22 protein-coding genes and 1 riboswitch are annotated in these 23,640 nt (G+C 41.7%); of the genes, 2 read left to right on the forward strand and 20 right to left on the reverse strand.

Features of this window, described 5'->3' with window-relative positions; all coding sequences use genetic code 11:
• Positions 1 to 11: 11 nt before the first annotated feature.
• The 6 genes from ligA to COJ96_RS00715 form a co-directional block, all read right to left on the reverse strand.
• Entirely contained in the window at positions 12 to 2,021 is a 2,010-nt protein-coding gene (gene ligA / locus COJ96_RS00690; RefSeq protein WP_098571107.1) for an NAD-dependent DNA ligase LigA, read from the reverse strand.
• Between the two features lie 71 nt (positions 2,022 to 2,092).
• Entirely contained in the window at positions 2,093 to 4,369 is a 2,277-nt protein-coding gene (gene pcrA / locus COJ96_RS00695; RefSeq protein ID WP_098571075.1) for a DNA helicase PcrA, read from the reverse strand.
• 71 nt (positions 4,370 to 4,440) lie between these two features.
• Positions 4,441 to 5,124, reverse strand: a complete 684-nt coding sequence (gene pcrB / locus COJ96_RS00700) for a heptaprenylglyceryl phosphate synthase (protein WP_098571076.1) — start codon at positions 5,122 to 5,124, stop codon at positions 4,441 to 4,443.
• 199 nt (positions 5,125 to 5,323) lie between these two features.
• Complete coding sequence (locus COJ96_RS00705) at positions 5,324 to 5,638, reverse strand: YerC/YecD family TrpR-related protein (protein WP_098571077.1); 315 nt, start codon at positions 5,636 to 5,638, stop codon at positions 5,324 to 5,326.
• Positions 5,639 to 5,757: 119 nt separating this feature from the next.
• Positions 5,758 to 6,810, reverse strand: a complete 1,053-nt coding sequence (locus COJ96_RS00710; RefSeq protein ID WP_098571108.1) for a DUF3048 domain-containing protein — start codon at positions 6,808 to 6,810, stop codon at positions 5,758 to 5,760.
• Positions 6,811 to 6,875: 65 nt separating this feature from the next.
• Positions 6,876 to 8,621, reverse strand: coding sequence for an adenine deaminase C-terminal domain-containing protein (locus tag COJ96_RS00715; protein ID WP_098571078.1), 1,746 nt, complete (start codon positions 8,619 to 8,621; stop codon positions 6,876 to 6,878).
• Positions 8,622 to 8,792: 171 nt separating this feature from the next.
• Between COJ96_RS00715 and COJ96_RS00720 the strand changes: the two genes are divergently transcribed.
• A complete protein-coding gene (locus COJ96_RS00720) occupies positions 8,793 to 9,098 on the forward strand; it encodes a YgaP family membrane protein (RefSeq protein WP_098571079.1) in 306 nt (101 codons plus the stop codon).
• Positions 9,099 to 9,165: 67 nt separating this feature from the next.
• Complete coding sequence (locus tag COJ96_RS29530; protein ID WP_373561643.1) at positions 9,166 to 9,279, forward strand: EYxxD motif small membrane protein; 114 nt, start codon at positions 9,166 to 9,168, stop codon at positions 9,277 to 9,279.
• Here the strand turns inward: COJ96_RS29530 and purD are convergent.
• The 14 genes from purD to COJ96_RS00790 form a co-directional block, all read right to left on the reverse strand.
• Complete coding sequence (gene purD / locus COJ96_RS00725; RefSeq protein ID WP_098571080.1) at positions 9,276 to 10,550, reverse strand: phosphoribosylamine--glycine ligase; 1,275 nt, start codon at positions 10,548 to 10,550, stop codon at positions 9,276 to 9,278. The two genes, COJ96_RS29530 and purD, sit on opposite strands and share 4 nt — an antisense overlap.
• 19 nt (positions 10,551 to 10,569) lie before the next feature.
• Entirely contained in the window at positions 10,570 to 12,108 is a 1,539-nt protein-coding gene (gene purH / locus COJ96_RS00730; RefSeq protein WP_098571081.1) for a bifunctional phosphoribosylaminoimidazolecarboxamide formyltransferase/IMP cyclohydrolase, read from the reverse strand.
• Positions 12,083 to 12,685 carry a phosphoribosylglycinamide formyltransferase gene (purN, locus tag COJ96_RS00735; RefSeq protein ID WP_098571082.1) on the reverse strand — a complete coding sequence of 201 codons (603 nt, stop codon included), beginning with the start codon at positions 12,683 to 12,685 and terminating at the stop codon, positions 12,083 to 12,085. The genes purH and purN overlap by 26 nt, the downstream gene beginning before the upstream one ends.
• Positions 12,682 to 13,716, reverse strand: coding sequence for a phosphoribosylformylglycinamidine cyclo-ligase (gene purM / locus COJ96_RS00740; RefSeq protein WP_098571083.1), 1,035 nt, complete (start codon positions 13,714 to 13,716; stop codon positions 12,682 to 12,684). Before purM ends, purN begins: the two co-directional genes overlap by 4 nt.
• 15 nt (positions 13,717 to 13,731) lie before the next feature.
• Positions 13,732 to 15,135 carry an amidophosphoribosyltransferase gene (purF, locus tag COJ96_RS00745; protein WP_098571084.1) on the reverse strand — a complete coding sequence of 468 codons (1,404 nt, stop codon included), beginning with the start codon at positions 15,133 to 15,135 and terminating at the stop codon, positions 13,732 to 13,734.
• Complete coding sequence (gene purL / locus COJ96_RS00750) at positions 15,111 to 17,336, reverse strand: phosphoribosylformylglycinamidine synthase subunit PurL (RefSeq protein ID WP_098571085.1); 2,226 nt, start codon at positions 17,334 to 17,336, stop codon at positions 15,111 to 15,113. Before purL ends, purF begins: the two co-directional genes overlap by 25 nt.
• The gene (gene purQ, locus COJ96_RS00755; protein ID WP_098571086.1) at positions 17,320 to 18,003 is read right to left on the reverse strand and encodes a phosphoribosylformylglycinamidine synthase subunit PurQ; all 684 of its coding nucleotides are present in this window, start codon (positions 18,001 to 18,003) and stop codon (positions 17,320 to 17,322) included. The genes purL and purQ overlap by 17 nt, the downstream gene beginning before the upstream one ends.
• On the reverse strand, positions 18,000 to 18,254 hold the full coding sequence (gene purS, locus COJ96_RS00760) for a phosphoribosylformylglycinamidine synthase subunit PurS (protein ID WP_098571087.1): 255 nt from the start codon (positions 18,252 to 18,254) through the stop codon (positions 18,000 to 18,002). The genes purQ and purS overlap by 4 nt, the downstream gene beginning before the upstream one ends.
• Positions 18,247 to 18,960, reverse strand: coding sequence for a phosphoribosylaminoimidazolesuccinocarboxamide synthase (gene purC / locus COJ96_RS00765; protein ID WP_098571088.1), 714 nt, complete (start codon positions 18,958 to 18,960; stop codon positions 18,247 to 18,249). The genes purS and purC overlap by 8 nt, the downstream gene beginning before the upstream one ends.
• 196 nt (positions 18,961 to 19,156) lie before the next feature.
• Entirely contained in the window at positions 19,157 to 20,455 is a 1,299-nt protein-coding gene (gene purB, locus COJ96_RS00770) for an adenylosuccinate lyase (RefSeq protein WP_098571089.1), read from the reverse strand.
• Between the two features lie 3 nt (positions 20,456 to 20,458).
• Positions 20,459 to 21,607, reverse strand: coding sequence for a 5-(carboxyamino)imidazole ribonucleotide synthase (gene purK, locus COJ96_RS00775; protein WP_098571090.1), 1,149 nt, complete (start codon positions 21,605 to 21,607; stop codon positions 20,459 to 20,461).
• The gene (gene purE / locus COJ96_RS00780; RefSeq protein WP_098571091.1) at positions 21,600 to 22,088 is read right to left on the reverse strand and encodes a 5-(carboxyamino)imidazole ribonucleotide mutase; all 489 of its coding nucleotides are present in this window, start codon (positions 22,086 to 22,088) and stop codon (positions 21,600 to 21,602) included. Before purE ends, purK begins: the two co-directional genes overlap by 8 nt.
• 126 nt (positions 22,089 to 22,214) lie before the next feature.
• Positions 22,215 to 22,316, reverse strand: a riboswitch (purine riboswitch).
• 94 nt (positions 22,317 to 22,410) lie between these two features.
• Positions 22,411 to 22,608, reverse strand: coding sequence for an NETI motif-containing protein (locus COJ96_RS00785; RefSeq protein ID WP_373561645.1), 198 nt, complete (start codon positions 22,606 to 22,608; stop codon positions 22,411 to 22,413).
• A gap of 27 nt (positions 22,609 to 22,635) precedes the next feature.
• Complete coding sequence (locus tag COJ96_RS00790; RefSeq protein WP_098571093.1) at positions 22,636 to 23,493, reverse strand: mechanosensitive ion channel family protein; 858 nt, start codon at positions 23,491 to 23,493, stop codon at positions 22,636 to 22,638.
• Between the last annotated feature and the right edge of the window lie 147 nt (positions 23,494 to 23,640).

A 23,640-nucleotide genomic window follows, 5' to 3' on the forward strand; every position in this document is an offset into this window, starting at 1 on the left:
TGATACACCTCTTATTTATTTAATTCAGCTAGGAGTTTCTCCTCGTCCCACACTTCAATTCCTAGTTCTTGTGCTTTGGTTAATTTAGATCCTGCATCCTCACCTGCAATAACCAGATGTGTCTTTTTGCTGACACTGCCAGCCACATTTCCACCAAGCGCTTCGATTTTATCCTTCGCTTCATTTCTGGATAATTGTTCGAGCTTTCCAGTGAGAACCACTGTCTTACCTGCAAAAATGGAATCAGACTCATCCGCAGCAACGGGCCTTGCACCCTTATATTCCATATTGACACCGGCTGCGGCTAATTCGTTGATTAACTCGACTGCTTCTTCTTTTTCAAAATAGGCAACAATCGAATCCGCCATTTTATCACCGATTTCATTAATGGCCAGTAAATCATCTTTAGATGCCTGTGCAAGTTTGTCCATTGTACCAAATTGCTGCGCGAGCGTCTTTGCAGCTTTGGCCCCTACATGACGAATCCCTAATCCAAATAAAAGTTTTTCTAGTGAATTTGCTTTTGAAATTTCGATCGCTTTGATTAGATTCGTTGCAGATTTCTCCCCCATTCTTTCAAGGGCTAACAGCTGTTCACGGGTCAGTTTATAAATGTCAGCAACATCTTCAACTAATTTTTCGGCAAAAAGCTGGCTAATTACTTTTTCACCAAGGCCATCGATGTTCATAGCGACTCTTGAAACAAAATGAATTAAGCCTTCCCGAAGTTGTGCCGGGCACTTAGGATTGATACAACGCAAGGCTACTTCGCCTTCCAAACGGACCAGTTCACTTTCACACTCCGGACAATGCGTTGGCATGTGGAATTCCACTTCTTCGCCCGTACGCTGATCTGCCAAAACATTGACCACCTCTGGTATAATATCGCCTGCTTTTTTAACAACGACTTTGTCACCTAGTTTAATATCTTTTTCACGGATTAAATCTTCGTTATGCAGAGAGGCACGTTGAACGGTTGTTCCTGCCACTTTAACAGGCTCAAGAATCGCCGTTGGAGTAATCACACCGGTTCTGCCTACACTTAACTCGATATTTAAAAGGGTGGTGACCACTTCTTCTGCAGGGAATTTATATGCAATTGCCCAACGCGGGCTTTTTGCAGTCGTTCCGAGTGCTGTTTGATGGGCATAGGAATCTACTTTAATAACAATCCCGTCTATTTCATAAGCAAGATGCGGACGCTTCTCCACCCAGCTGTTTACATATTCAATGACTTCATCAATGGAAGCACATTTTTTTCGCTCTTGATTGGTTTTAAACCCGAGACGATCTAGGTAATCTAGACCTTCGCTATGTGAATCGATTCCACTGCTTTCACTAATATTACCGATTCCATATAAAAAGACATCCAGCCTTCTAGATGCTGCTATTTTAGGATCCAGTTGTCTCAGCGACCCTGCCGCTGCGTTCCTTGGATTCGCAAACAACTCCTCACCGCGTTCTGCTCGCGCCTGATTCAAGGCCTCAAACGAACGTTTTGGCATAAAGGCTTCCCCGCGTACTTCCATGGACACATTTTCACGCAAACGCAGCGGGACAGACTTAATCGTTTTTATATTAGCCGTGATATCTTCACCAATGGTCCCATCTCCACGGGTTGCACCTTGGATAAAGAGCCCATCCTCATACCGTAAAGAGACAGCAAGACCGTCTATTTTCAACTCACATACATAGGAAGAATCCTCACCGACCGCTTGACGTGTACGGCGGTCAAAATCCTTTAAGTCTTGTTCATTAAAGGCATTGCCGAGACTAAGCATCGGGGTACGGTGCTCGACTTTTTCAAACAAATCGAGTACGGCACCGCCAACCCGTACTGACGGGGAATCAGCTGTTTTTAATTGTGGGAACTTTTCCTCAAGCTCCAATAACTCTTGCATTAATTGGTCATATTCAGCATCTGGTACGGAAGGTTTGTCTAACACATAATATTCATAGCCATAGTGGTTTAGCAGGCTGCTTATTTCTGCAATTCTCTTTTCTGCAGTTTGAAGGTCCATATATCCAGTCCTTTCTAAAAGGATTTTCATGAGCAGCTCCCGAGCGGCTCATGAAATTTTTCTCTAGGTATTTATGCTTTCGTAATCGGAGCAAATTTAGCTAACAGACGTTTGATTCCAACCGGACTCGGAAAAGCAATATCGAGCTCCGTTCCCTCCCCTTGTCCTTTTACACTGACAACGGTTCCTGTGCCCCATTTTCCGTGCTGGGCTTTATCGCCCACCTTCCAGCCGAGTTCCTCTCCTCCAGCAGACGCAGCGGAAACAGGCCGCATAACTGGTTTTCTTGCCGAAGCCGGTGTACTAAATGAGGTCTTCGGCATTCCGAATGAGGCGCTTCGCGCAGAACCAAATGATTTACCAGTTGATCCAAATGGCGAACTCAGCTTTTTCTCTGCCGGTTCAACTCCCTCTATCAGGTCCGCAGGGATTTCCTTAATAAAGCGGGAAGGCGGGTTCATATTGGTCCGTCCAAATAATGTCCGCATTTGGGCATTGGTCAGGAACAGTGTTTGCTCCGCTCTAGTGATTCCTACATAGGCAAGACGGCGCTCCTCTTCCATTTCTACTTCTTCCATCAACGAACGGCTATGCGGGAAGACTCCTTCTTCCATTCCGATTAAGAAGACTACTGGGAATTCAAGACCTTTTGCCGAGTGAAGGGTCATCAGCGTAATCGAATCAACCTTTTCTTGGGTATCTTCATCAAGGGCATCAATATCAGCAACAAGGGCCAAATCAGTTAAAAAGGCGACTAGACTCTTGTCTTCACTTGCATCTTCAAAGCTTTTTGTTACTGACAATAATTCCTCAAGGTTTTCAAGACGGCTTTGTGCTTCCAGCGATTTTTCCGCCTTCAGCATTTCACGGTACCCTGTTTTATCTAGAACTTCTTCAACGAGTTCTGTAACAGAAAGATACTCTTGCATGTTCGTATAATTACCAATTAAATCACGAAATTCCCGTGCTGCCTTCGTGATTTTCGGGCTTAGTCCTAACAATTCAACAGATTCAAGTGCTTGATAAATGGATATATCATGCATATCAGCAAAATTGGCGATTTTATCGAGTGAGCTTGATCCTATTCCGCGTTTTGGCACATTGATAATTCTGCGTAAACTGATATCATCATCAGGATTCGAAATTAACCGTAAATAAGCAAGCATGTCCTTAATTTCTTTTCTGTCATAGAACTTTGTTCCGCCGACGATGGAGTATTCGATATTCGATTTAAGAAGGACTTCCTCCATCACACGGGATTGAGCATTCGTACGATAAAGAATGGCAATGTCGGTCAATTTGTGCTCATTATTCCGAGTTAATTCTTTAATTTTCCCAGCAACAAATTGCGCTTCACTCTGCTCGCTGTCGGCTCGGTAATAAACCAGTTTGTTTCCTTCTGGGTTTTCGGTCCAAAGATTCTTCGCTTTTCGGTTCAGGTTGTTTTCGATCACTTTGTTGGCAGCTAGAAGGATTCTTTTTGTAGAGCGGTAGTTTTGCTCTAGTAAAATAACGGTTGCATTCGGATAGTCTTTTTCGAATGAAAGGATATTAGCAATATCCGCACCGCGCCATCGGTAAATAGATTGGTCCGAATCCCCGACTACGCATAAATTTCTAAAACGACTAGCCAGCTGCTTTACGAGCAGATACTGGGCTTTGTTCGTATCCTGATACTCATCAACATGGATATATTGAAATTTACGCTGGTAATATTCCAGAACATCCGGAACGCGTTTGAATAATTGAATCGTCATCATAATGAGGTCATCAAAGTCGAGTGCCTGATTTTTTCGCAATCTCTTTTGGTATTCTTCGTACACCTTAGCGACGACATCCTCAAAATAGCCTCCGCCTGCTTTCTTATATTCTTCCGGGTCAATCAACTCATTTTTAGCTGAACTGATTGATCCTAGAATCGCACGGGGATCAAATTTCTTCGGATCAATATTTTTTTCCTTTAGGATTGTCTTCACCACGGATTGCTGATCGGTAGAATCAAGAATCGTAAAATTCCGGTTGAAACCAATTCGGTCGATATCCCTGCGTAAAATTCTTACACACATCGAGTGAAAAGTGGAAATCCATATTTCTTCGGCAGCTCCGCCCATCATTTTTCCAATCCGTTCTCTCATCTCTCGAGCGGCTTTATTTGTAAATGTAATTGCCAAAATATTATAAGGATTCACCCGTTTTTCTACGATTAAATATCCAATTCGATGAGTAAGCACCCTAGTCTTGCCACTTCCGGCTCCAGCCATTAGTAACAGCGGCCCATCGGTTGTTTTCACAGCACTTTGCTGTTCTGGATTCAGTCCGTTTAATAGCTTATCACTTAAATATTGCATATTATCCACCACCAATACAAACATTTGTTCTTATTTTTATCATAACTTTTTTCAGCTATATAAGCAATGATCTATCGATTGACCTTTACGGTTTCTAGCGCTAGATCAAAATTTTCATAAATTACATTACCCACGACAATCACGTCTGCATGTTTGGCCATTTCTGCAGCCTGTTCAATCGTTGTTATTCCGCCTCCATAAAAAAGAACCGTCTTTTCAAGCGACTTTTTCACGTCAGCAATCAAGTTAACATCCCCATATTTGCCGCTATATTCGATATAAAAAATGGGCAGATGAAACATTTTTTCTGCCATAATGGCGTAGGCATTTACCTCTTCATTAGTTAAGTTGGCATTCGCATTTGTCAGTTTTGCAGCTTTGCAGTCATCGTTCAATATGCAATAACCTTCCATGACAATTTCTTCCCAATCCATAATCTCACCAAATTCACTAACTGCTTGATGGTGTAGTCCCGTAATCCATTTAGCATCCCTGCTATTTAATATGGTTGGAATAAAATAAAGGTCGAACCCTGGTGTAACTGTCTCAATTGTTGAAACCTCAAGGACACACGGCACTGAATATCTACGAATTCTCGCCATTAAATCGAGGACATTTTCAAGTGTAATCCCATCTGTCCCCCCTACAATTATTGCGTCCGTTCCAGACTCACAGATGATTTCTAGATGATCATCCGATAGTTCTTTATTTGGGTCGAGTTTGAACACATGCCGCCACTCGCGAAAATCATACATCAAAAAAATCCTCCCACACTCATCAATTCCATTACACCATTATAGCACTAGCCGAATCGATAAAAAAACAATACATTAAATCTAAATTTAACCAAATTAAAAAGCGGAAGCGCCTAGACCAGGGGCTTATGACCCGAGCCCCTGGCGCTGTAGCTAGATTCCAAAAAAGAAAAACCGAAGAGCATTCTCTCCGGCTTGTTTATTCTTGTTCAGTTTGTACTTTTTCATTTTTCACACGTTCTAGCACCATTTCGTAGGTATCATTTCCATAGTTTAAACACCGCTTTACCCTAGAAATGGTAGCTGTGCTTGCTCCAGTTTCTGTTTCAATTTTATGATACGTATTCCCTTCGCGAAGCATTCTTGCCACATCCAGACGCTGTGCTAATGATTGTATTTCATTTATCGTGCACAAATCATCAAAAAAACGATAGCATTCTTCAAGATCTTTTAATGAAAGAACTGCCTGAAATAACTGGTCAAGTTCTTTTCCACGTAATTTATTAATTTGCATTTTATTACTCCTTTAGTTGTTGACTGTGTTTTAAATGTCTGTTGATTTTCACTCCAGGAGCTTCGCTTTCCGCAAAAATCAACATGTTTATAAAATTAGAAAAGTTCTTATATTTAGTTCTAATCAAGCGAGATGCTTTTCTCTAGACCTGGATTGGTTGGAATTACGTTGATCCATGTTTTTCCTTGTACCAGTGGAACATCTGCGCCATTTTTGACGGGAACAATTTCTCCGTTCTTATTCTTCCATTCCACTTGGTTAACCTTCCCCTTTTGCAGCAGATAGGCTTTGCCGCCAGATTCAAGATCAATTTCCCTACGCCCATACGAATCGATAAATCGATGCTTAGCTTCAACAATAAAGATATTATCCACTAACACAGGCTCTTTTGTTTCTAAATCGATCGTTTGCTCATCTCCTGAAAACCGCTTATATTTGCCAGTGGCTGCATCAAATTCAAACTTGGAGTTAGAAATGCCGCCATTTGAATATTTAATTTTCACAGATTTTGCATCGGAACCTGTGATATTCTTCAATTCATCCTCTGTCAAAAAAGTAAATGGGGCTGGACCTTTTTCCATGGAATATTTCTTCTGCTTTGCACCTTTTAAAATATTTTCATACGTAATATAGGAATTATGAGGTGCTTTACGGGTCTTCGAACGTTTAAAGAGCGTACCGTCATAGACGATTCCATTTAGGTTATCAATATAGTTCCTATTAAGGAGTTTCTTTGCCTCCGGGCTATATCCATGAGCAATGTAGAGAGCGTTAAGTCCCTTGGCCAAGAAAATATAATAGTCCCTCGCACTCCTTACAGGACCGATATTCTTAGGTTTTTCACTCTGAAAGACGGCTAGGAAGCGTGTAATATCCCCTTCTGCAAGAATTTCATAAATGAGATCTGCTTTGGTTAGACCTGATTGCGGTCTTGCTTTTGGGTGATTATTAATCATAACAGCTACAGCTCTTGTATCAGTACTTGTTTCAGATCCTACCCCGGTTAATGGATAGGAATAGGGGGCAACTGGTTTCTCTTCTGGCTGCTCTTTCTCTGTTTCTGTTTGTGTCACTGTTTTTTCCTTCTCAACAGGTTTCTTTTCCTTTTCCTTGTTACTACATCCAGAAAGTAGTAACAGGAAAACTAACATGAAAACAGTCCATTTTTTCATTTTCATGAACACCCCTATTTACTTTCTTTTCACTTTCACACTTTAACCCTTTACTCACTTACAGTTTAACGCATTATTGACGGAAAGAGTACTGTTTTATTCATTACATCGTACATTCCCTGTGGAGTAATCCGAATGTACGGCAAATGTGTCGCAGAAAAGAAGGCAAGACTATAAATAGGATCAGAAAATCCATAGCCCCGCTCTCTTAACTCAATCAGCAGCTGCTTTTCTTGGCAGATTAGCTCTTCAATCGGAACGTTTGACATAATTCCATGTAAAGTTAATGGCAGCTCGCAAACTACGTGACTATTCTCAACCATCACAATACCGCCGCCTAATTCTTTTATTCTATTAAAAGCATGAAGCATATCTTGTTTATTTTTACCTATTAAAATAATATCCCCTGTGTTGGAATAGGAACTTGCCAAAGCCGATAAATTGTTAGCAAATCCTTTTAATAAAGTATTAATTCTCCACTTCCCATTTCGGTCCATCAAGGTAAAATAGCATTCATCATGATTCGATGATAATTCATCTCCTGAAGCATCGATTGAAATCGAATAGGGCTTTGTGATGACCGCATTTTCCATCTTGATTCCAAAGGGCATTGAAAATTGCAAATCATCTAACGTCAAGTCCCAATCCACTTCCAATGGTTTTAGTCCATATTCGTCCCATGTAATTGGAGGATAGGCATCCAAAATTGAATTTCCATCCCTTTTCACCCATTTCCCTTTTGCGAGAACGGATTTAGGTGTTGGATCCTCAATACTCGTTAAAAAGTTAATATTGGCCACCCGGCCAGTCGCAATTGTACCATGGAGATGCTCAATCTTGTAATATTGAGCAATATTAACCGTGGCCATATTATAGGCATCAATGACTGGAACACCTTTTTCAATGGCAATACGAATCGTCATATCGGTGACTCCCTGCTCGTAAAAAGTCGAGGAAGCACCGTCTGTATTTAGCATTAATCGATCATAAGCATCAATACCCATACGCTTCATATCGTCTAATATATTTGGTAAATCCGGTCGAATCGAGGAATGCCTTAAGGACACCATATACCCCTGCATTAAGCGATTGTATACCTCTTCACCCGTCATCGCTTCGTGGTCACTGTCTGCCCCAAGCAGCATCATTTTTGCCAATGTTTTTTCCGAAGCTCCAGGGAAATGTCCTTCAATTTGCTTGCGCATCCGTTTCGCTTCTTGAATCCAATGGAGCATCATATCATCGCCATCAAGCAGTTTCGGCCAGCCTGTCAATTCCCCGCCCTGCAGAACCGCATCGTGCTCGAGCCATGATTTAACATTACTATGTGAAAAGATTTCTTCTTCATTCAAAATTTCAGTTTGAGAATCAAAACGGCTCCACCAAAACATCGTTGTTGGAATTGAACGAAGATCCTTCAGTAATGAAAACGCTTTCGTTTTATTTAAATGTAAAATAAGAGCCATATTATCATTGATTAATGTTGTCGTCCCAAACTGGGATGCATATGCTGCAAGCGTTAGGGGATTATATAATTGAAACGGATGAGCGTGTGGTTCGATATAACCGGGAACAAGAATCTCATTGGTACAATCGATGATTTCACAGTTATCAAGTTGAGCTGGTAAGTTTTCGCCCACATAAATAATCCGATCTTCATATATCCAAATATTCGCTCTCAACCACTTTCGAAACGTCTGATTTAAGTACAAGGCGTTTTTCAATAAAATGGTTGGAGACGCTTTTCCATCTAAAATGGAAACATGCATGCGTAAGTGTTTATTTTTCCAGCGGTAGCGTTGTTCTAGCATACGTCTTCCTCCCTTTTCAAAAAACTTTCTAATCTATATAAGAATAAGTTGAATTAACACTAAAGAAAGCCCTTACAAAAAATTCTTTAGATACTATACTATCATATTTTGCTGTTTAACGCATTAAAGAATTGCTAAGAATGGTAAATATTTTGTGAAGGAGTGAACAAAATGAATGTGAGACCAAATATTAGTATTATTAATGCTTTAATTCGTATCACCCTTGGATTAACAATTCTTTCTTGGACTACCTCCAAGCTTGTCAAACACCCTTGGCGCGATTCTTATTTATTTGTTGCTATGTGCGGGGCTATGAAGGTGGCGGAAGGAATTGTCCGTTTTTGTCCCCTTACTGCCTTATTTGAAAAATGCCAATGCATGATTTCTGAGCATGATCAGGCAATGGATTCAATGGATGGGATGGAAGGATTAACTAGCCAAAATGGCGATGAAATGTTGCCTTATAATCCAACTTAAAGTGAATTAGCGGTTATTCTAAAGGGCTGACCCTCAGTGGTCAGCCCTTCATAGGAGTTGAGTATTCATGTTTTGGGAGTATCTAACGGATATGTCGTTCATTTTAATTGCCATAATTGGCAGCATCGTGGCACTTCTTTATACATTTATCCGGCGAACTAGTAAAAGACGAGCTCGTTAACTCTTCACGGGGTGAATTGCTTTTGCCCCGATATCTTTTCTATAAAAAACATCCTGTGACGTTAACTTTTCAAGTTCATGATACACTTTTTCACGTGCTTCCACTAAGCTTTCAGCCTTAGCCCCAACTAGAAGCACCCTGCCTCCTGCAGTTACAAACTCACCTTCTTCATTTCTGGCGGTTCCAGCATGAAAAGTAAACACCTCAGCGGAATTGAAATCAGTCAATCCAGTTAGCACTGCCCCTTTTTCATAAGCCTCAGGGTACCCTTTTGCAGCAACTACTGTACCAATCATTGTTTGCTCATCCCATTCTAAAACCGGTGTTTTACCAGCTAATAATTCTAAGATGACTTGAACAAGATCCGATTTTAATCTAGGTAAAACAACTTGTGTTTCTGGGTCACCAAAACGAGCATTAAATTCAATTACCTTTGGCCCAGATTTAGTTTTGATCAAGCCGGCATAAAGGACTCCACAAAAACTTCTTCCTTCTTCGACCATCGCTTTAGCTGCGGGAAGAAGGACCGTTTCAACCGCCGTTTGAATCGTTTCCGCACCTATCTGAGGAACAGGGGAATAGGCTCCCATTCCGCCTGTATTTGGACCAAGGTCCCCATCATAGGCCCGTTTGTGGTCCTGAGCAATTTCAAGTGGAACGACTACTTCTCCATTTACAAATGCCATCAATGAAAATTCTTCACCTGCTAAAAACTCTTCAATTACCACCCGAGAAGAGGCAGCCCCAAATTTTGCATCAACGAGCATTTCTTCTATGCTGGAAAGCGCTTCTTCTTTCGTAAGCGCAACCGTGACACCTTTTCCCGCTGCCAATCCGTCTGCCTTAATGACAATCGGTGCCCCTTTTTCTTCGATATAGTTACGGGCTTCCTCATAGTTAGTGAACACAGCATAGTCAGCGGTAGGAATTTGATATTTCTCCATTAGTTCTTTTGCAAATGACTTACTGCCTTCAATCTCGGCTGCGTTAGCACGCGGACCGAATACAGCCAAACCAGCTGCTTCAAATTTGTCCGCCAAACCTTCAAGCAAAGGAACTTCAGGTCCAATGATCGTCAAGCCGACACGGTTTTCCTTGGCAAATTGAAGCAGTAATTCATGTGCTGACTCTTCAATTGAGACAAGCTCCGCTACATCGGTCATTCCGACATTCCCCGGTGCAACAAATACTTTTTCTACATTCACACTTTCACTTACTTTTCGGCAAATTGCATGTTCTCTACCGCCGCGGCCGATAATCAGTACGTTCATTCGAAAGCCCTCCAACCGATTAATGTTTGAAATGTCTTACGCCCGTAAATACCATGGCGATTCCATATTCATCTGCTTTTTTAATTGAATCTGCATCACGGATTGATCCGCCTGGTTGAATAATTGCTGTAATACCAGCTTTTGCTGCTGCTTCAACGGTATCGTCCATTGGGAAAAAGGCGTCGGATGCAAGGGCTGCTCCCTCTGCTTTTGAACCGGCTTGCTTAAGGGCAATTTCCGCTGCTCCTACTCGGTTCATTTGCCCTGCGCCAATCCCAATTGTCATATCCTCTGCCGTCACAACAATAGCATTGGATTTCACATGTTTAACAACCTTCCAGCCAAGTTTTAATGCTGCCCATTCCGCATCTGTTGGTTGTCGTTTTGTTGCGATCGTAACATTCGCGTCTTCCAACGTGTAACGGTCCTGCTCTTGAACAAGCAATCCGCCTTCTATTGTAGTCATTTTAAACTCAGGTTTTTTGGCATCATTAAATGGAATAGTTAACAGGCGAAGGTTCTTTTTCGCTGTTAAAATCGTTAACGCTTCTTCCGAGAAAGATGGTGCAATAATAATTTCTAGGAAAATTTCATGAAGCTTTGCAGCTGTTTCGGCATCCACTTCCCGGTTAAAGGCAATAATTCCGCCAAAAATTGAAACAGGATCGGCCTCAAATGCTTTTGTGAATGCTTCAAATCCAGTTTCACCTGTTCCGACACCGCATGGATTCATATGCTTTACAGCTACTGCAGCTGGGTCTGAAAACTCTTTAACAATCTGCAGAGCTGCATCCGCATCATTAATATTGTTATAGGAAAGTTCTTTTCCATGAAGCTGAACCGCATTGGCGATCGAGAACGTCGAACCAAGTGGCTTCTTGTAAAAAGCAGCTTTTTGATGTGGATTTTCTCCGTAACGGAGTGTCTGCTTAAGGTCATAAGTAACCGTTAAGGTTTCAGGTGTCTCTTCTTGTGCTAGGTTTGTCATGTATTCAGCAATCAATCCATCATAAGCGGCTGTATGACGGAATACCTTAGCTGCCAGCTTTCTTCTTGTTTCTAGTGTGGTTGTACCATCTGCTTTTAACTCCTCAATAACCGTTGCATAATCGGCAGGATCAACGACAACTGTTAAATATTGATGGTTTTTAGCTGAAGCGCGCAGCATTGATGGGCCGCCAATATCAATGTTCTCAATCGCATCTGCTTCCGTTACATCTGGTTTAGCGATGGTTTGCTGGAAAGGATAAAGATTGACGCAAACTAGCTGTATAGGCTGAATTCCGTGCTCGTCCAGTTGTTTTAAATGATCAGGATTGTCATGCTTAGAAAGCAGGCCGCCATGGATAAATGGATTTAACGTTTTTACACGGCCTTCTAAAATTTCCGGAAAACCTGTTACATCACTAACACTCATTACAGGAATTCCCTGCTCTTGAAGAGCTTTTTTTGTACCACCGGTTGAGATTAGTTCAAACCCTAGGCTGACTAGTTCTCTCGCAAAGTCAGTAATTCCATTTTTATCAGAAACACTAATTAACGCGCGCTTTTGTGTCATTGATTACATCTCCTTGTGTCAATAGCATTTGAAGTATGGATGGATAAAGCTTATGTTCGCTTTTCTGGATTTTTTGCTGCAGACTCTCTCTTGTCTCATTTTCTTCAATACGAACCCGTTCCTGAATGATAATGGGGCCTGTATCCATTCCCTCGTCAACAAAATGGATAGTAATTCCGCTCCACTTCACTTGAGCGGCCAATGCCTGCCCGATTGCATCCTTCCCTGGAAAGGATGGAAGCAAGGATGGGTGGACATTGACGATTCTTCCCTTAAACTCGGCTAACAATTTAGGACCAATCAAACGCATGTATCCGGCTAGGACAATGAATTCTACACCATAGGACTTTAATTGAGCTAAAATTTCTTCTTCATAATGTTCTTTACTAGGATAATCCTTTGCGCTAAAAATAAAACTTGGAATTTTCGCTGTTTTGGCTCTTTCGATTGCATAAGCGCCCGGTTTGTCACAAACTAAAAGAGAAATGTCTGCATCAAGGTCGCCCGACTGGACTACATCAATAATCGCTTGAAAATTACTTCCGCTCCCTGATGCAAACACCGCGATCTTTTTCATAGGCGGCCACCCTGAGCTTTGATGCTGATTCCTTGATTACTGGTAACAATGCCAATTTCGCAGGCAGTTTCCCCAGATTGTCTAAAGTGTTCTAACACTTCAGCTGCATCTTCACGATTTACAGCAATTACCATACCAATACCCATGTTAAAAATATTATACATCTCTTGGTAATCAATTTGTCCATGGGAAGAGATTAGTTTAAAAATGGGTGGAATCTCCCAGCTTTTTTCATACAGCTCGGCTCCTAGACCTTCTGGTAACATCCGAGGAATATTTTCAATAAACCCGCCGCCTGTAATATGAGCCATTCCCTTTAACTGGAACTTTTTCAATGCGGACAAAATCGGTTTTACATAAATTTTTGTAGGCTTGAGTAACTCTTCTCCTAATGTACAGCCAAGCTCATCGACGAAATCTAATAACGACCAGTCATTAAACACTTTTCGTACCAATGAATAACCGTTGCTGTGAATGCCGCTTGAGGCTAAGCCAATCAGGACATCACCTTCTTGAATAGTTTCACCCGTGATAAGCTGTGATTTCTCACTAGCACCAACCGTAAATCCGGCAAGGTCATACTCATTTTCACTATATAATCCAGGCATTTCCGCTGTTTCACCGCCAATGAGTGCACAACCAGCCTGCTCACATCCGTCCGCAATCCCTTTAACGATTGCCTCAATTTTTTCAGGCTGTGCTTTACCACAGGCAATATAATCTAGAAAGAACAAAGGCTCAGCGCCTTGAACGACAATATCATTGACACACATGGCGACCGCATCGATCCCAATCGTATCATGCTGATCCATCCAAAAAGCAATCATTAGTTTCGTGCCCACCCCATCGGTGCCTGACACCAAAACAGGTTCTTTTAATTGCAGTGCGGATAAGTCAAACATACCGCCAAATCCGCCTAGGCTGCCAAGGACGCCAGCCCGGGCTGTTTTTTGAACATGCTTTTTCATTCTCTCTACCGCTTCATAGCCGGCTTCGATATTAACTCCTGCTTGTTTATATGCATTTGCCACGCTGCTCGCTCCTTCCTACTTCTGATAATAATATTGGAGTGTATCTGGATAAATTTCCGTTGGATAATTCCCTGTGAAACAGCCTAGGCAATAGCCATTCGTGCCTTCTTGGCCTAAGGCATGCATCATGCCCTCCACACTAATAAAGGTTAATGAATCCGCACCAATAAGTTCTCTTATTTCCTCGACACTTTTATCAGAGGCAATTAATTCTTCTTTTGTTGATGTATCTATCCCATAAAAACATGGATTCTTAATAGGCGGGGAGCTGATAACCACATGTACTTCTGTCGCCCCTGCTTCTTTCAAAAGATTAACAATTCTCCTGCTCGTCGTCCCGCGTACGATTGAGTCATCAACCATGATCACTCGTTTCCCTTCCACAACTCCACGAACAGCTGAGAGTTTCATCTTAACCCCTTGCTCCCGTAACGATTGAGAAGGTTGAATGAAGGTTCTACCGACATAACGGTTTTTGATTAAGCCCATTTCATAAGGAATTCCTGCTTCTTCAGCATAGCCAATCGCCGCTGAAATACTTGAATCAGGAACACCCGTAACAACATCGGCTTCGATTGGTACTTCTATTGCTAATCTTTTACCCATATTTTTGCGGGCGGTGTGGACATTGATTCCTTGAATATTGCTGTCCGGTCTTGAGAAATAAATATATTCCATCGTACAAATCGCTTTTGTTGAACTTACCGCAAATTGTTCAGACACTAGCCCCTGATCATTGATTATTAATAGTTCTCCTGGTCGAATATCGCGAATATATTCCGCACCCACGACATCAAAGGCACAGGTTTCCGAAGCAACAACATAGGCATCACCTAGGGAACCAAGTGAAAGAGGTCTTAATCCGTGCGGATCTAATGCCACCATTAATTCGTTTTCAGTCATAATCAGGTATGCATAGGCGCCTTTTAACATAGAAAGCGCGTTTTTAGCACGGTCTTTTGAATCAGTGTAGCCGCTTCTTTTCATTAGATGTGCTAAAACCTCGGTATCTGAGCTTGTTTGAAAAATGCTCCCTTGAGCTTCCAACTGATGTTTTAATGAATTAACATTCACTAAGTTTCCATTATGGGCCAGCGCAAGGCTGCCAGTTTGTGAATGGAACAAGAGCGGCTGAACATTCTCATAACCGCCGCCTCCTGCCGTTGCATAACGAACGTGACCGATGGCTGATGTGCCTGTCAGTTCCTTCATCGCTTCCGTGGTAAAGATCTCAGCAACTAACCCTTCACCTTTTACCCCTTTAAGCTGTTTGCCATCTGAGACCACAATTCCGGTCCCTTCCTGGCCGCGATGCTGCAGGCTGTGAAGTCCGTAATAGGTTAACTGGGCTGCATCCTGGTGCCCCCAGACACCAAAGATGCCACACTCTTCATTTAATCCCTTGATTTCAGGTAACATGGGATCGCCCCTTTCCAGGCCGCTTTTAATTCTTCAATCGAAGCTTCAAGTACAGTTGACTCACCATTTGTAATCTGCAGTTTTGCTGTCTCGTTCACTGTTCCAATTTGTACTGCATCTACTAAACTTTCAAACTCATCTTTATGTTCAGGTTTAACAGTCAATAAGAAACGAGATTGTGTTTCACTGAATAAAGCTGAAACTGAATTTCCAGCGATGGTTACTTCTGCACCAAGTTGTTCATTTGTGAATAGACATTCAGCTACCGCAACGGCTAAACCGCCTTCTGATAAATCATGCGCGGATTCTACTACTCCAGCACGAATCGCAGCAAGAACCTGGTTTTGTCTCTCTTTTTCGATTGTTACATTTAATTCAGGGGCTTTACCGAATACTTTTCCGTTCAGAAGCTTTTGCAGCTCACTGCCGCCAAATTCGTCCTTCGTTTCCCCTACTAAATAAATAAGGTCACCGTTCTGTTTGAAGTGCTGTGTTGTAATATGATCAAGATCCGTTACTAAACCAACCATTCCTACTACAGGTGTTGGATAGATCGCTGTGCCGCTAGTTTCGTTATATAAAGAAACGTTTCCGCCGATAACTGGTGTCTCAAGGACGCGGCAGGCTTCGCTCATGCCATCGGCAGCTTTTTCAATCTGCCAGAACACCTCAGGCTTTTCTGGGTTACCGAAATTTAGGTTATCTGTAATCGCTAAAGGCTCTGCACCAGAACATACAATATTACGCGCAGCTTCAGCTACGGCGATTTTCCCGCCTACTTCAGGATCCAAATAGACATAACGTGAATTACAATCCGTTGTCATTGCCAGTGCTTTTCGTGTGCCGCGGATTCTTACAACCGCTGCATCAGAACCTGGTGAAACGACCGTGTTTGTACGCACCATATAGTCATACTGCTCATAAACCCATTCCTTGCTCGCCACCGTTGACTGGCTTAACAGACTTACTAACGTACCTTTTAAATCGTCTACCTGAGGAACTTCATTTTCCATCGCTTGGAATTCAGCGTAATAGCTTGGTTCTTTTGATGGCTTATGGTAAACCGGTGCTTCTTCCGCTAGGGCATCAGCCGGAACATCCGCCACGATTTCTCCTTTATGGAAAAGGCGCATCTGTTTATCGCTAGTAACCGTTCCAATCCCTACAGCCTCTAAACCGTATTTTTCAAAAAGCTCAACGATTTCTTGTTCTCTACCCTTTTTAACAACGATAAGCATCCGTTCTTGGGACTCAGACAGCATCATTTCGTAGGCAGTCATGCCTGTTTCACGCTGTGGCACCAAGTCCAAATTCATCTCAATACCCATCCCAGCTTTGCTGGCCATTTCTGCAGATGAACTAATAAGTCCGGCTGCACCCATATCTTGAATACCAACAAGGGCATCACAATGAATCAGTTCTAAGCAAGCTTCTAACAACAGCTTCTCCATGAATGGATCGCCAACCTGAACCGCTGGACGGTCTTCACTCGATTGTTCCGTTAATTCCTCAGAAGCGAATGTTGCACCATGGATACCATCACGGCCGGTTTTTGCCCCCACATACATCACCGTATTTCCTTCACCATGTGCCTGCCCTTTTTTGATGTCTTTATGGTCAATTAACCCAACGCACATCGCATTAACTAGAGGATTTCCATCATAGCAAGGATCGAACTGGATTTCGCCGCCAACCGTCGGAATACCAATACAGTTTCCATAGCCGGCGATACCAGCAACAACCTCTTTGAATAAATAGCGTACGCGGGCAGAATCTAGTTCACCGAAACGCAGTGAGTTCAACATGGCAATTGGACGTGCTCCCATCGAGAAAACATCACGGATAATTCCGCCTACACCTGTTGCTGCGCCTTGATAAGGCTCAATTGCGGATGGATGGTTATGACTCTCAATTTTAAAAACAACCGCCTGCTCATCACCGATATCAACGATACCAGCACCTTCCCCTGGCCCTTGAAGAACCTTTTCACCTGTAATCGGGAATTTTTTTAGGATAGGCTTTGAATTTTTATAGCTGCAGTGTTCCGACCACATAACCGAGAAAAGACCTGTTTCGGTATAGTTTGGTGTGCGGCCAAGAATGTTTTCAATCATTGCAAATTCTTCATCGGACAAACCCATTTGCTGATATATTTTTTCTGCTTTGATCTGAGTAGGATTTGGTTCAAGCGTTGACAACATGTGCTTCCCTCCAAGCTTTTACAATCGATTGGAACATCTTTAAACCATCGGCGCTGCCTAGTAATTCATCTACGGCTCTTTCCGGGTGTGGCATCATTCCAAGGACATTTCCTTTTTCATTGGTAATTCCTGCGATATCTGCAAGACTTCCGTTCGGGTTCTGGTTATAAGTAAAGACAATTTGATTATTTTGTTTCAGCTTCGCAAGAGTTTCCTCGTCACAATAGTAATTTCCTTCACCATGGGCGACAGGGATGACAATTGATTCGCCTTTGCTGTATTCAGTCGTAAACATCGACTGATTGTTTTCTACCTTCAACTCCACTGGCTTGCAAATAAACGATAGGCTTTCATTTCGTCTCATTGCACCTGGCAGTAAGCCTGCTTCGAGCAGAATTTGAAATCCGTTACAAACGCCAAGAACCGGCTTTCCTGCTTCTGCAGCTTTAATGACTTCCTTCATGACATTACTAAATCTAGCAATAGCCCCCGTACGCAAATAGTCACCATAGGAGAAACCGCCTGGAAGCAGAATTCCATCAAATTCTTCTAAACTCTCAGAATCATGCCAAACATATTCAACCTGCTCTCCGAGTTCATCTTGAATGGCATGGAACATATCAATGTCACAATTCGATCCAGGGAAGACGATTACTGCAAATTTCACAGTGTAACACACTCCTCTACTTCGTAACGGTAGTCTTCGATAACCGGATTAGCTAAAAGGTTTGAACAGATCTCATTGATCACTTCATTAATATCGCGCTCGGATTTTTCAATTGTTAATTCCATATATTTACCGATTCGGACATCGGCTACTTCCTTATAGTTCAAAGAGTGTAAAGAGTTGGTTACAGCTTTTCCTTGCGGGTCTAAAACACTTTCTCTTAATGTGACAAATACCTTTACTTTATACATGCTGACGTCCTCCCAATCTCGCTAAAATATTTTCATAAGCATCTGTTAAGCTTCCTAAATCACGTCGGAATACATCCTTGTCGAGCTTTTCATTTGTTTCTTTATCCCACAGCCTGCAGGTGTCAGGCGAGATTTCATCGGCTAATAATATTGTGCCTTCAGCGTCTTTACCAAACTCAAGTTTGAAATCGATGAGACGTATGCCAAGGTCATTGAAAAAGCTTGATAAAACTGTATTAATTTGGAGTGCCTTTTCTCGTAAAATTGCTGTCTCCTGAGTAGTTGCCACTTGCAATTCAAGGATGTGATCAATTGTTAGGAGTGGATCACCTAGTTCGTCGTTTTTCAGGTAAAACTCGACGATTGGAGTTGATAACTGACGTCCCTCTTCAATTCCCAATCGCTTTGCAAGGCTTCCTGCCGCAATATTTCGTACAACTACTTCAAGTGGAATGATCGATACTTTTTTCACTAGTTGTTCCGTTTCAGAAACACGCTCGATAAAGTGAGACTCAATTCCCTGTTCTTTAAGTTTTAAAAATAACAAACTAGTAATCTCGTTATTTAAACGCCCTTTTCCAGTTATATCAGCCTTCTTTTCTCCGTTAAAGGCCGTTGCTGAATCCTTATACTCAACCAAAACAATCTGTTCATCGTCTGTTGCGTAAATTCGTTTTGCTTTTCCTTCGTATAAAGGTTTTTTCATGGGAAACGCCTCCTATTTTGCAATATTGGGAATCTTCAGGATAGTTAAGGTGTCAGAAGCCCTAAATAAGTGAACTATTTTTTTGAGAATGACTATTGGCTTTCTAACTGATCCATTATTATCGAGTTTGGCAGCCAATAACCCTTATTGGCCACCATAACTCTGCCTTTTTTGCTTGCTCGGTCGTCAATAGACCTTATTCATTCAACCCTAAGCGATCAAAAATCGTATCTACATGTTGCAGATGGTAGTTATAATTAAAGCAATCAGCAATTTCAGCTTCTGATAGCAGTGAAGTAATCTTTTCCTCTGATTCAATCAAGCTGCGGAAAGGAACTTGCTTTTCCCATGCTTCCATCGCTTTTGGCTGAACAGTATCATACGCTTCTTCACGAGATAAACCTTTATCAATTAACGCAAGTAATACACGTTGAGAATAAATTAAGCCAAGTGTCCGGTCCATATTACGCTTCATATTCTCTGGGTAAACCGTCAAGTTCTTCACGATATTACCAAAACGATTCAGCATATAATTCAAACCAATCGTTGCATCAGGCAGGATGATCCGTTCCGCTGATGAATGTGAAATATCGCGCTCATGCCAAAGCGGTACATTTTCATAGGCAGTAAGCATATATCCTCGGATTACACGTGCAATTCCCGTCATATTCTCGGAACCAATCGGATTCCGCTTATGAGGCATTGCTGAGGATCCTTTCTGACCTTTTGCGAAGAATTCCTCTACTTCACGAGTTTCACTCTTCTGCAGCCCGCGAACCTCCACTGCAAACTTCTCAATGGAAGTAGCAATCAACGCAATCGTTGACATATAGTGGGCATGACGGTCACGCTGTAAAGTCTGCGTAGAGATTGGTGCTCTTTGCAGTCCTAATTTTTCACAAACATACTGTTCCACAAACGGATTAATATTTGCATAAGTACCGACCGCACCAGAGATTTTTCCAAACTCGATTCCTTCTGCTGCCTGCTTAAATCGCTCTAGGTTCCGTTTCATTTCTTCATACCATAGAGCAAGCTTTAAGCCAAAAGTTGTCGGCTCAGCATGGACCCCATGCGTCCGTCCCATCATGACAGTAAGCTTATGTTCAATTGCTTTATTTCTTAAAATCTCAATGAAGTTTTCCAAGTCCTTTTGTAAAATCGCATTGGCCTGCTTTAGGATATAAGATAGGGCCGTATCAACAACATCCGTTGACGTTAATCCGTAATGCACCCACTTCTTCTCTTCTCCTAATGTTTCAGATACCGCGCGGGTAAAAGCAACTACATCGTGCCGTGTTTCTTCTTCAATCTCTTTAATGCGGTCAATATTGAAGGAAGCATTTTCGCGTAATTTCTTCACATCTTCCTTTGGGATGTCACCTAGTTCTGCCCATGCTTCACAGGCTAGTATTTCAACCTCAAGCCAAGCATTAAAACGGTTTTCCTCTGTCCAAATTGCTCCCATTTCCGGTCGTGTATAACGATCAATCATGTTTTATCCCCCGATCTTTTCTTTTACTGGTTTCCAGATGCTGCTCTCGTTCATTTCTGCAAGGGCCGCCTCGACACTTTCGCGCAAAATAGTCACATGGCCCATTTTCCGCTTGATTTTCGCCTCTTTTTTTCCATATAAATGAATCTTCCAGTCATTCAAGGACGGAATTTCCTTATACAGTTGTTCAAGATGCTCTCCTAATAGGTTGACCATAACAGCCGGTTTTAATAGCCCCGTTCTTCCTAATGGCCAATTACAAATGGCTCGGATATGCTGCTCGAACTGTGACGTTTCGCAAGCCTCGATGGAGAAGTGCCCAGAATTATGCGGTCGTGGTGCTAATTCATTAATATAAATGGTTCCATTACTAGTCAAGAACATCTCAACAGCCAGCGTCCCGACTAATTGTAACGAATCAGCCAGCTTATTTGCCAGTTGAACAGCTTCACTTTGTAAAACTTCTGAAATTCTAGCTGGAACAATCGTTGTATCTAAAATATTATCTTTATGAATGTTTTCAGCCACTGGTAAAAATGTTGTTTCACCATCAAGCTTGCGTGTTACAATCACTGAAATTTCTTTTTCAAAAGGAATCCACTTTTCTAATACACAGGCACCGTGTTTTAAAAGGGGTTCACCCTTAGATAAATCCTGCTGGTCCCGAATCACAAGTTGACCTTTTCCATCATATCCGCCTCTTGCCGTTTTCAAGACAGCCGGATATCCGATGGTATTTATCTTTAATAATAATTCCTCAATGTTATTAATCACTTCATATGGAGCAACCTCCACACCCGCTTGTTGGATTGCTGCCTTTTCCTTAATCCTGTCCTGTGTGATGGTTAATAACCGTGGACCTTGCGGGACATTTGCCTGATTACATAGCCACTCAAGTGTATCTGCATCAATGTTTTCAAATTCATAGGTTATGACATCACTAACTTCTGCTAATTTACTAATAGCTTGGCGATCATCATAGGCACCAATGACCTCAATATCGGCAACCTGTCCACACGGAGAGTCTGTCGTTGGTTCTAATACCGCAATCCGAAAGCCTTGAGCCTTTGCTGCTAGAGCCATCATTCTGCCAAGTTGACCGCCGCCGATAATTCCAATCGTTGATCCTGGTAAAATCGTTTGGTTAGACAAGTTGATCACTACTTTCTAGTACTTCTTGTTTAGTGGCTTCTCTTCTTGCTGCTAATTTTCCAGCTAATTCAGTGTCACCCGTTGCTAAGATTTGTGCTGCTAGTAAACCAGCATTCGTTGCACCTGCTTTGCCTATTGCCACAGTTGCTACGGGTACACCACCTGGCATTTGGACGATAGACAGTAATGAATCTAACCCCTTTAAGGCCTGAGTTTGGACAGGAACCCCGATTACTGGCAAAGTGGTTTGGGCTGCTACCATCCCAGGAAGATGGGCCGCTCCGCCAGCTCCGGCAATAATCACCTTCAAACCTCTTTCTCTGGCCTCCTTTGCATATGTAAACATCAAATCAGGTGTCCGATGAGCAGATACCACCTTTTTTTCATAAGCAATGTCTAACTGGTCGAGAATCTCACACGTATGTTTCATTGTTTCCCAATCCGATTTACTTCCCATGATTACTCCAACAAGAATGGACATCGAAAATCCCCCTTTTTTTTCCAAAATAAAAACCCGAACAAATAGCTTCTCATGTAAGAGAAAGCCATTTGTTCGGGCATAGTGGCAGTGGATACCAAATTAAGGTTCCTGCCCTTAATTATACCGAACATATTGACTTTCCCTCATAGTCCAATAATTTACGGTTATTGGGTAGAAACTTATGGGCCATATTCCCATGGATATACGAGGGTAAAGATAAATTGTTATTGATTAATTCACTTCTATATCTTACAATCATCTTCGGAAGGTGTCAACCAATAAATCGAACATTATTTTTAAATACCACCATAATGTTCGTGTTTTACTCTATTAAAGTGCCTTCGAAGATAATTTGGCGGGCAATTGGTTCATAAATAGTCTCATTGCCTTTTTTTATTTCTTGAAATATCGGCTTTTCCGTTCGTCGTACAGGCGTATAGCCCAACTGTTTCATTCTATTCAAGCAGTCCTCAATATTTTCATTTGATTGTACCTCAAATTGCATTTTCTTTTTACCCATTACCATTAAGTACCTCTCTTTCCACTGTTATTTTCCCTCTTTTAAAAAAACATCATCAAACTGCTTTACTAACATTGTGTCCTCTGCCAATTTTATTTCATAATCAAAAAGTGTTTGAGCTATAATCCTCCTCGCTTCTTTTGCTGCATCCCAGTATAGAGTATCATTAACAAGGCCTGTAACCGTATATTCAATCCCTCGGTATCCTGAATTGATAGTGGTCATCCCATATACTTGGAATGGTTCTATTGGACAATTAGCGAGGTCTAACTTTAAACATGCTTCGTGCAGCTCATTGATTTTTTCACAGGCGATCTCAAGAATTTCAAACACCCTTTCAGGATTTTCCCGATAGCTTACCACTATTCTTTCAATCACCCGCATTTCTTCAATATTGTAGTTATGAATCTGTTTTATTTCACCATTGCTGATCGTTAAAACCTTGCCGCTCCATTCTCGAATCTTTAAGAATCTTAGTCCTATATCAACAACTGTCCCATTGAAGGTATTATTGATGGTGATGAAGTCACCTTGATGCAACTGCTTTTCATAAATCAAGAAAATACCTGATAGAATATCCTTAATGATGCTTTGCGCCCCAAACCCAAGGATTACCCCGAGTATACCTGCCCCAGCCAAAATTCTTCCAAAATTACTAACATATTGAGATATGGCAAAAAAGATGAAACAGAGAGTTGCTGTATATCTAGTTAAAGAGCGAATCATGCTTTCAATCGTCTGCTCTATCCGTTCTTCAATGAAATCAGTTTTTAGAAAAAAATTATGAACGGTTTTATTTATGACAAAAACAATGATCCATGCAATAATAGCTGCTAAAAAAATGCTTGTCAGTTTATAGTGATGAAGCAAATACATCCAATCCATCAAACCACCCACTTGTCTTCCAATCATACCTAGTGTTAGTGTTTGCAATATTTGATGTTAAAAACTATCGGTGGAAAAATAATTTAATTTAAACCAAAAAAGAACAACCTTTTCAGGTTGTCCTTAATGTGCCTGGCAACGTCCTAC

Origin of the sequence: Bacillus sp. AFS073361, from assembly GCF_002567005.1 — a bacterium.
GTDB lineage: Bacteria > Bacillota > Bacilli > Bacillales > Cytobacillaceae > Neobacillus.

Bases quoted from the DNA above. Each gene is read 5' to 3' on its own strand.
- ligA (WP_098571107.1), bottom strand. From the start codon at position 2,021: ATGGACCTTCAAACTGCAGAAAAGAGAATTGCAGAAATAAGCAGCCTG.
- pcrA (WP_098571075.1), bottom strand. From the start codon at position 4,369: ATGCAATATTTAAGTGATAAGCTATTAAACGGACTGAATCCAGAACAG.
- pcrB (WP_098571076.1), bottom strand. From the start codon at position 5,124: ATGTATGATTTTCGCGAGTGGCGGCATGTGTTCAAACTCGACCCAAAT.
- COJ96_RS00705 (WP_098571077.1), bottom strand. From the start codon at position 5,638: ATGCAAATTAATAAATTACGTGGAAAAGAACTTGACCAGTTATTTCAG.
- COJ96_RS00710 (WP_098571108.1), bottom strand. From the start codon at position 6,810: ATGAAAAAATGGACTGTTTTCATGTTAGTTTTCCTGTTACTACTTTCT.
- COJ96_RS00715 (WP_098571078.1), bottom strand. From the start codon at position 8,621: ATGCTAGAACAACGCTACCGCTGGAAAAATAAACACTTACGCATGCAT.
- COJ96_RS00720 (WP_098571079.1), top strand. From the start codon at position 8,793: ATGAATGTGAGACCAAATATTAGTATTATTAATGCTTTAATTCGTATC.
- COJ96_RS29530 (WP_373561643.1), top strand. From the start codon at position 9,166: ATGTTTTGGGAGTATCTAACGGATATGTCGTTCATTTTAATTGCCATA.
- purD (WP_098571080.1), bottom strand. From the start codon at position 10,550: ATGAACGTACTGATTATCGGCCGCGGCGGTAGAGAACATGCAATTTGC.
- purH (WP_098571081.1), bottom strand. From the start codon at position 12,108: ATGACACAAAAGCGCGCGTTAATTAGTGTTTCTGATAAAAATGGAATT.
- purN (WP_098571082.1), bottom strand. From the start codon at position 12,685: ATGAAAAAGATCGCGGTGTTTGCATCAGGGAGCGGAAGTAATTTTCAA.
- purF (WP_098571084.1), bottom strand. From the start codon at position 15,135: ATGTTACCTGAAATCAAGGGATTAAATGAAGAGTGTGGCATCTTTGGT.
- purL (WP_098571085.1), bottom strand. From the start codon at position 17,336: ATGTTGTCAACGCTTGAACCAAATCCTACTCAGATCAAAGCAGAAAAA.
- purS (WP_098571087.1), bottom strand. From the start codon at position 18,254: ATGTATAAAGTAAAGGTATTTGTCACATTAAGAGAAAGTGTTTTAGAC.
- purC (WP_098571088.1), bottom strand. From the start codon at position 18,960: ATGAAAAAACCTTTATACGAAGGAAAAGCAAAACGAATTTACGCAACA.
- purB (WP_098571089.1), bottom strand. From the start codon at position 20,455: ATGATTGATCGTTATACACGACCGGAAATGGGAGCAATTTGGACAGAG.
- purE (WP_098571091.1), bottom strand. From the start codon at position 22,088: ATGTCCATTCTTGTTGGAGTAATCATGGGAAGTAAATCGGATTGGGAA.
- COJ96_RS00785 (WP_373561645.1), bottom strand. From the start codon at position 22,608: ATGGGTAAAAAGAAAATGCAATTTGAGGTACAATCAAATGAAAATATT.
- COJ96_RS00790 (WP_098571093.1), bottom strand. From the start codon at position 23,493: ATGGATTGGATGTATTTGCTTCATCACTATAAACTGACAAGCATTTTT.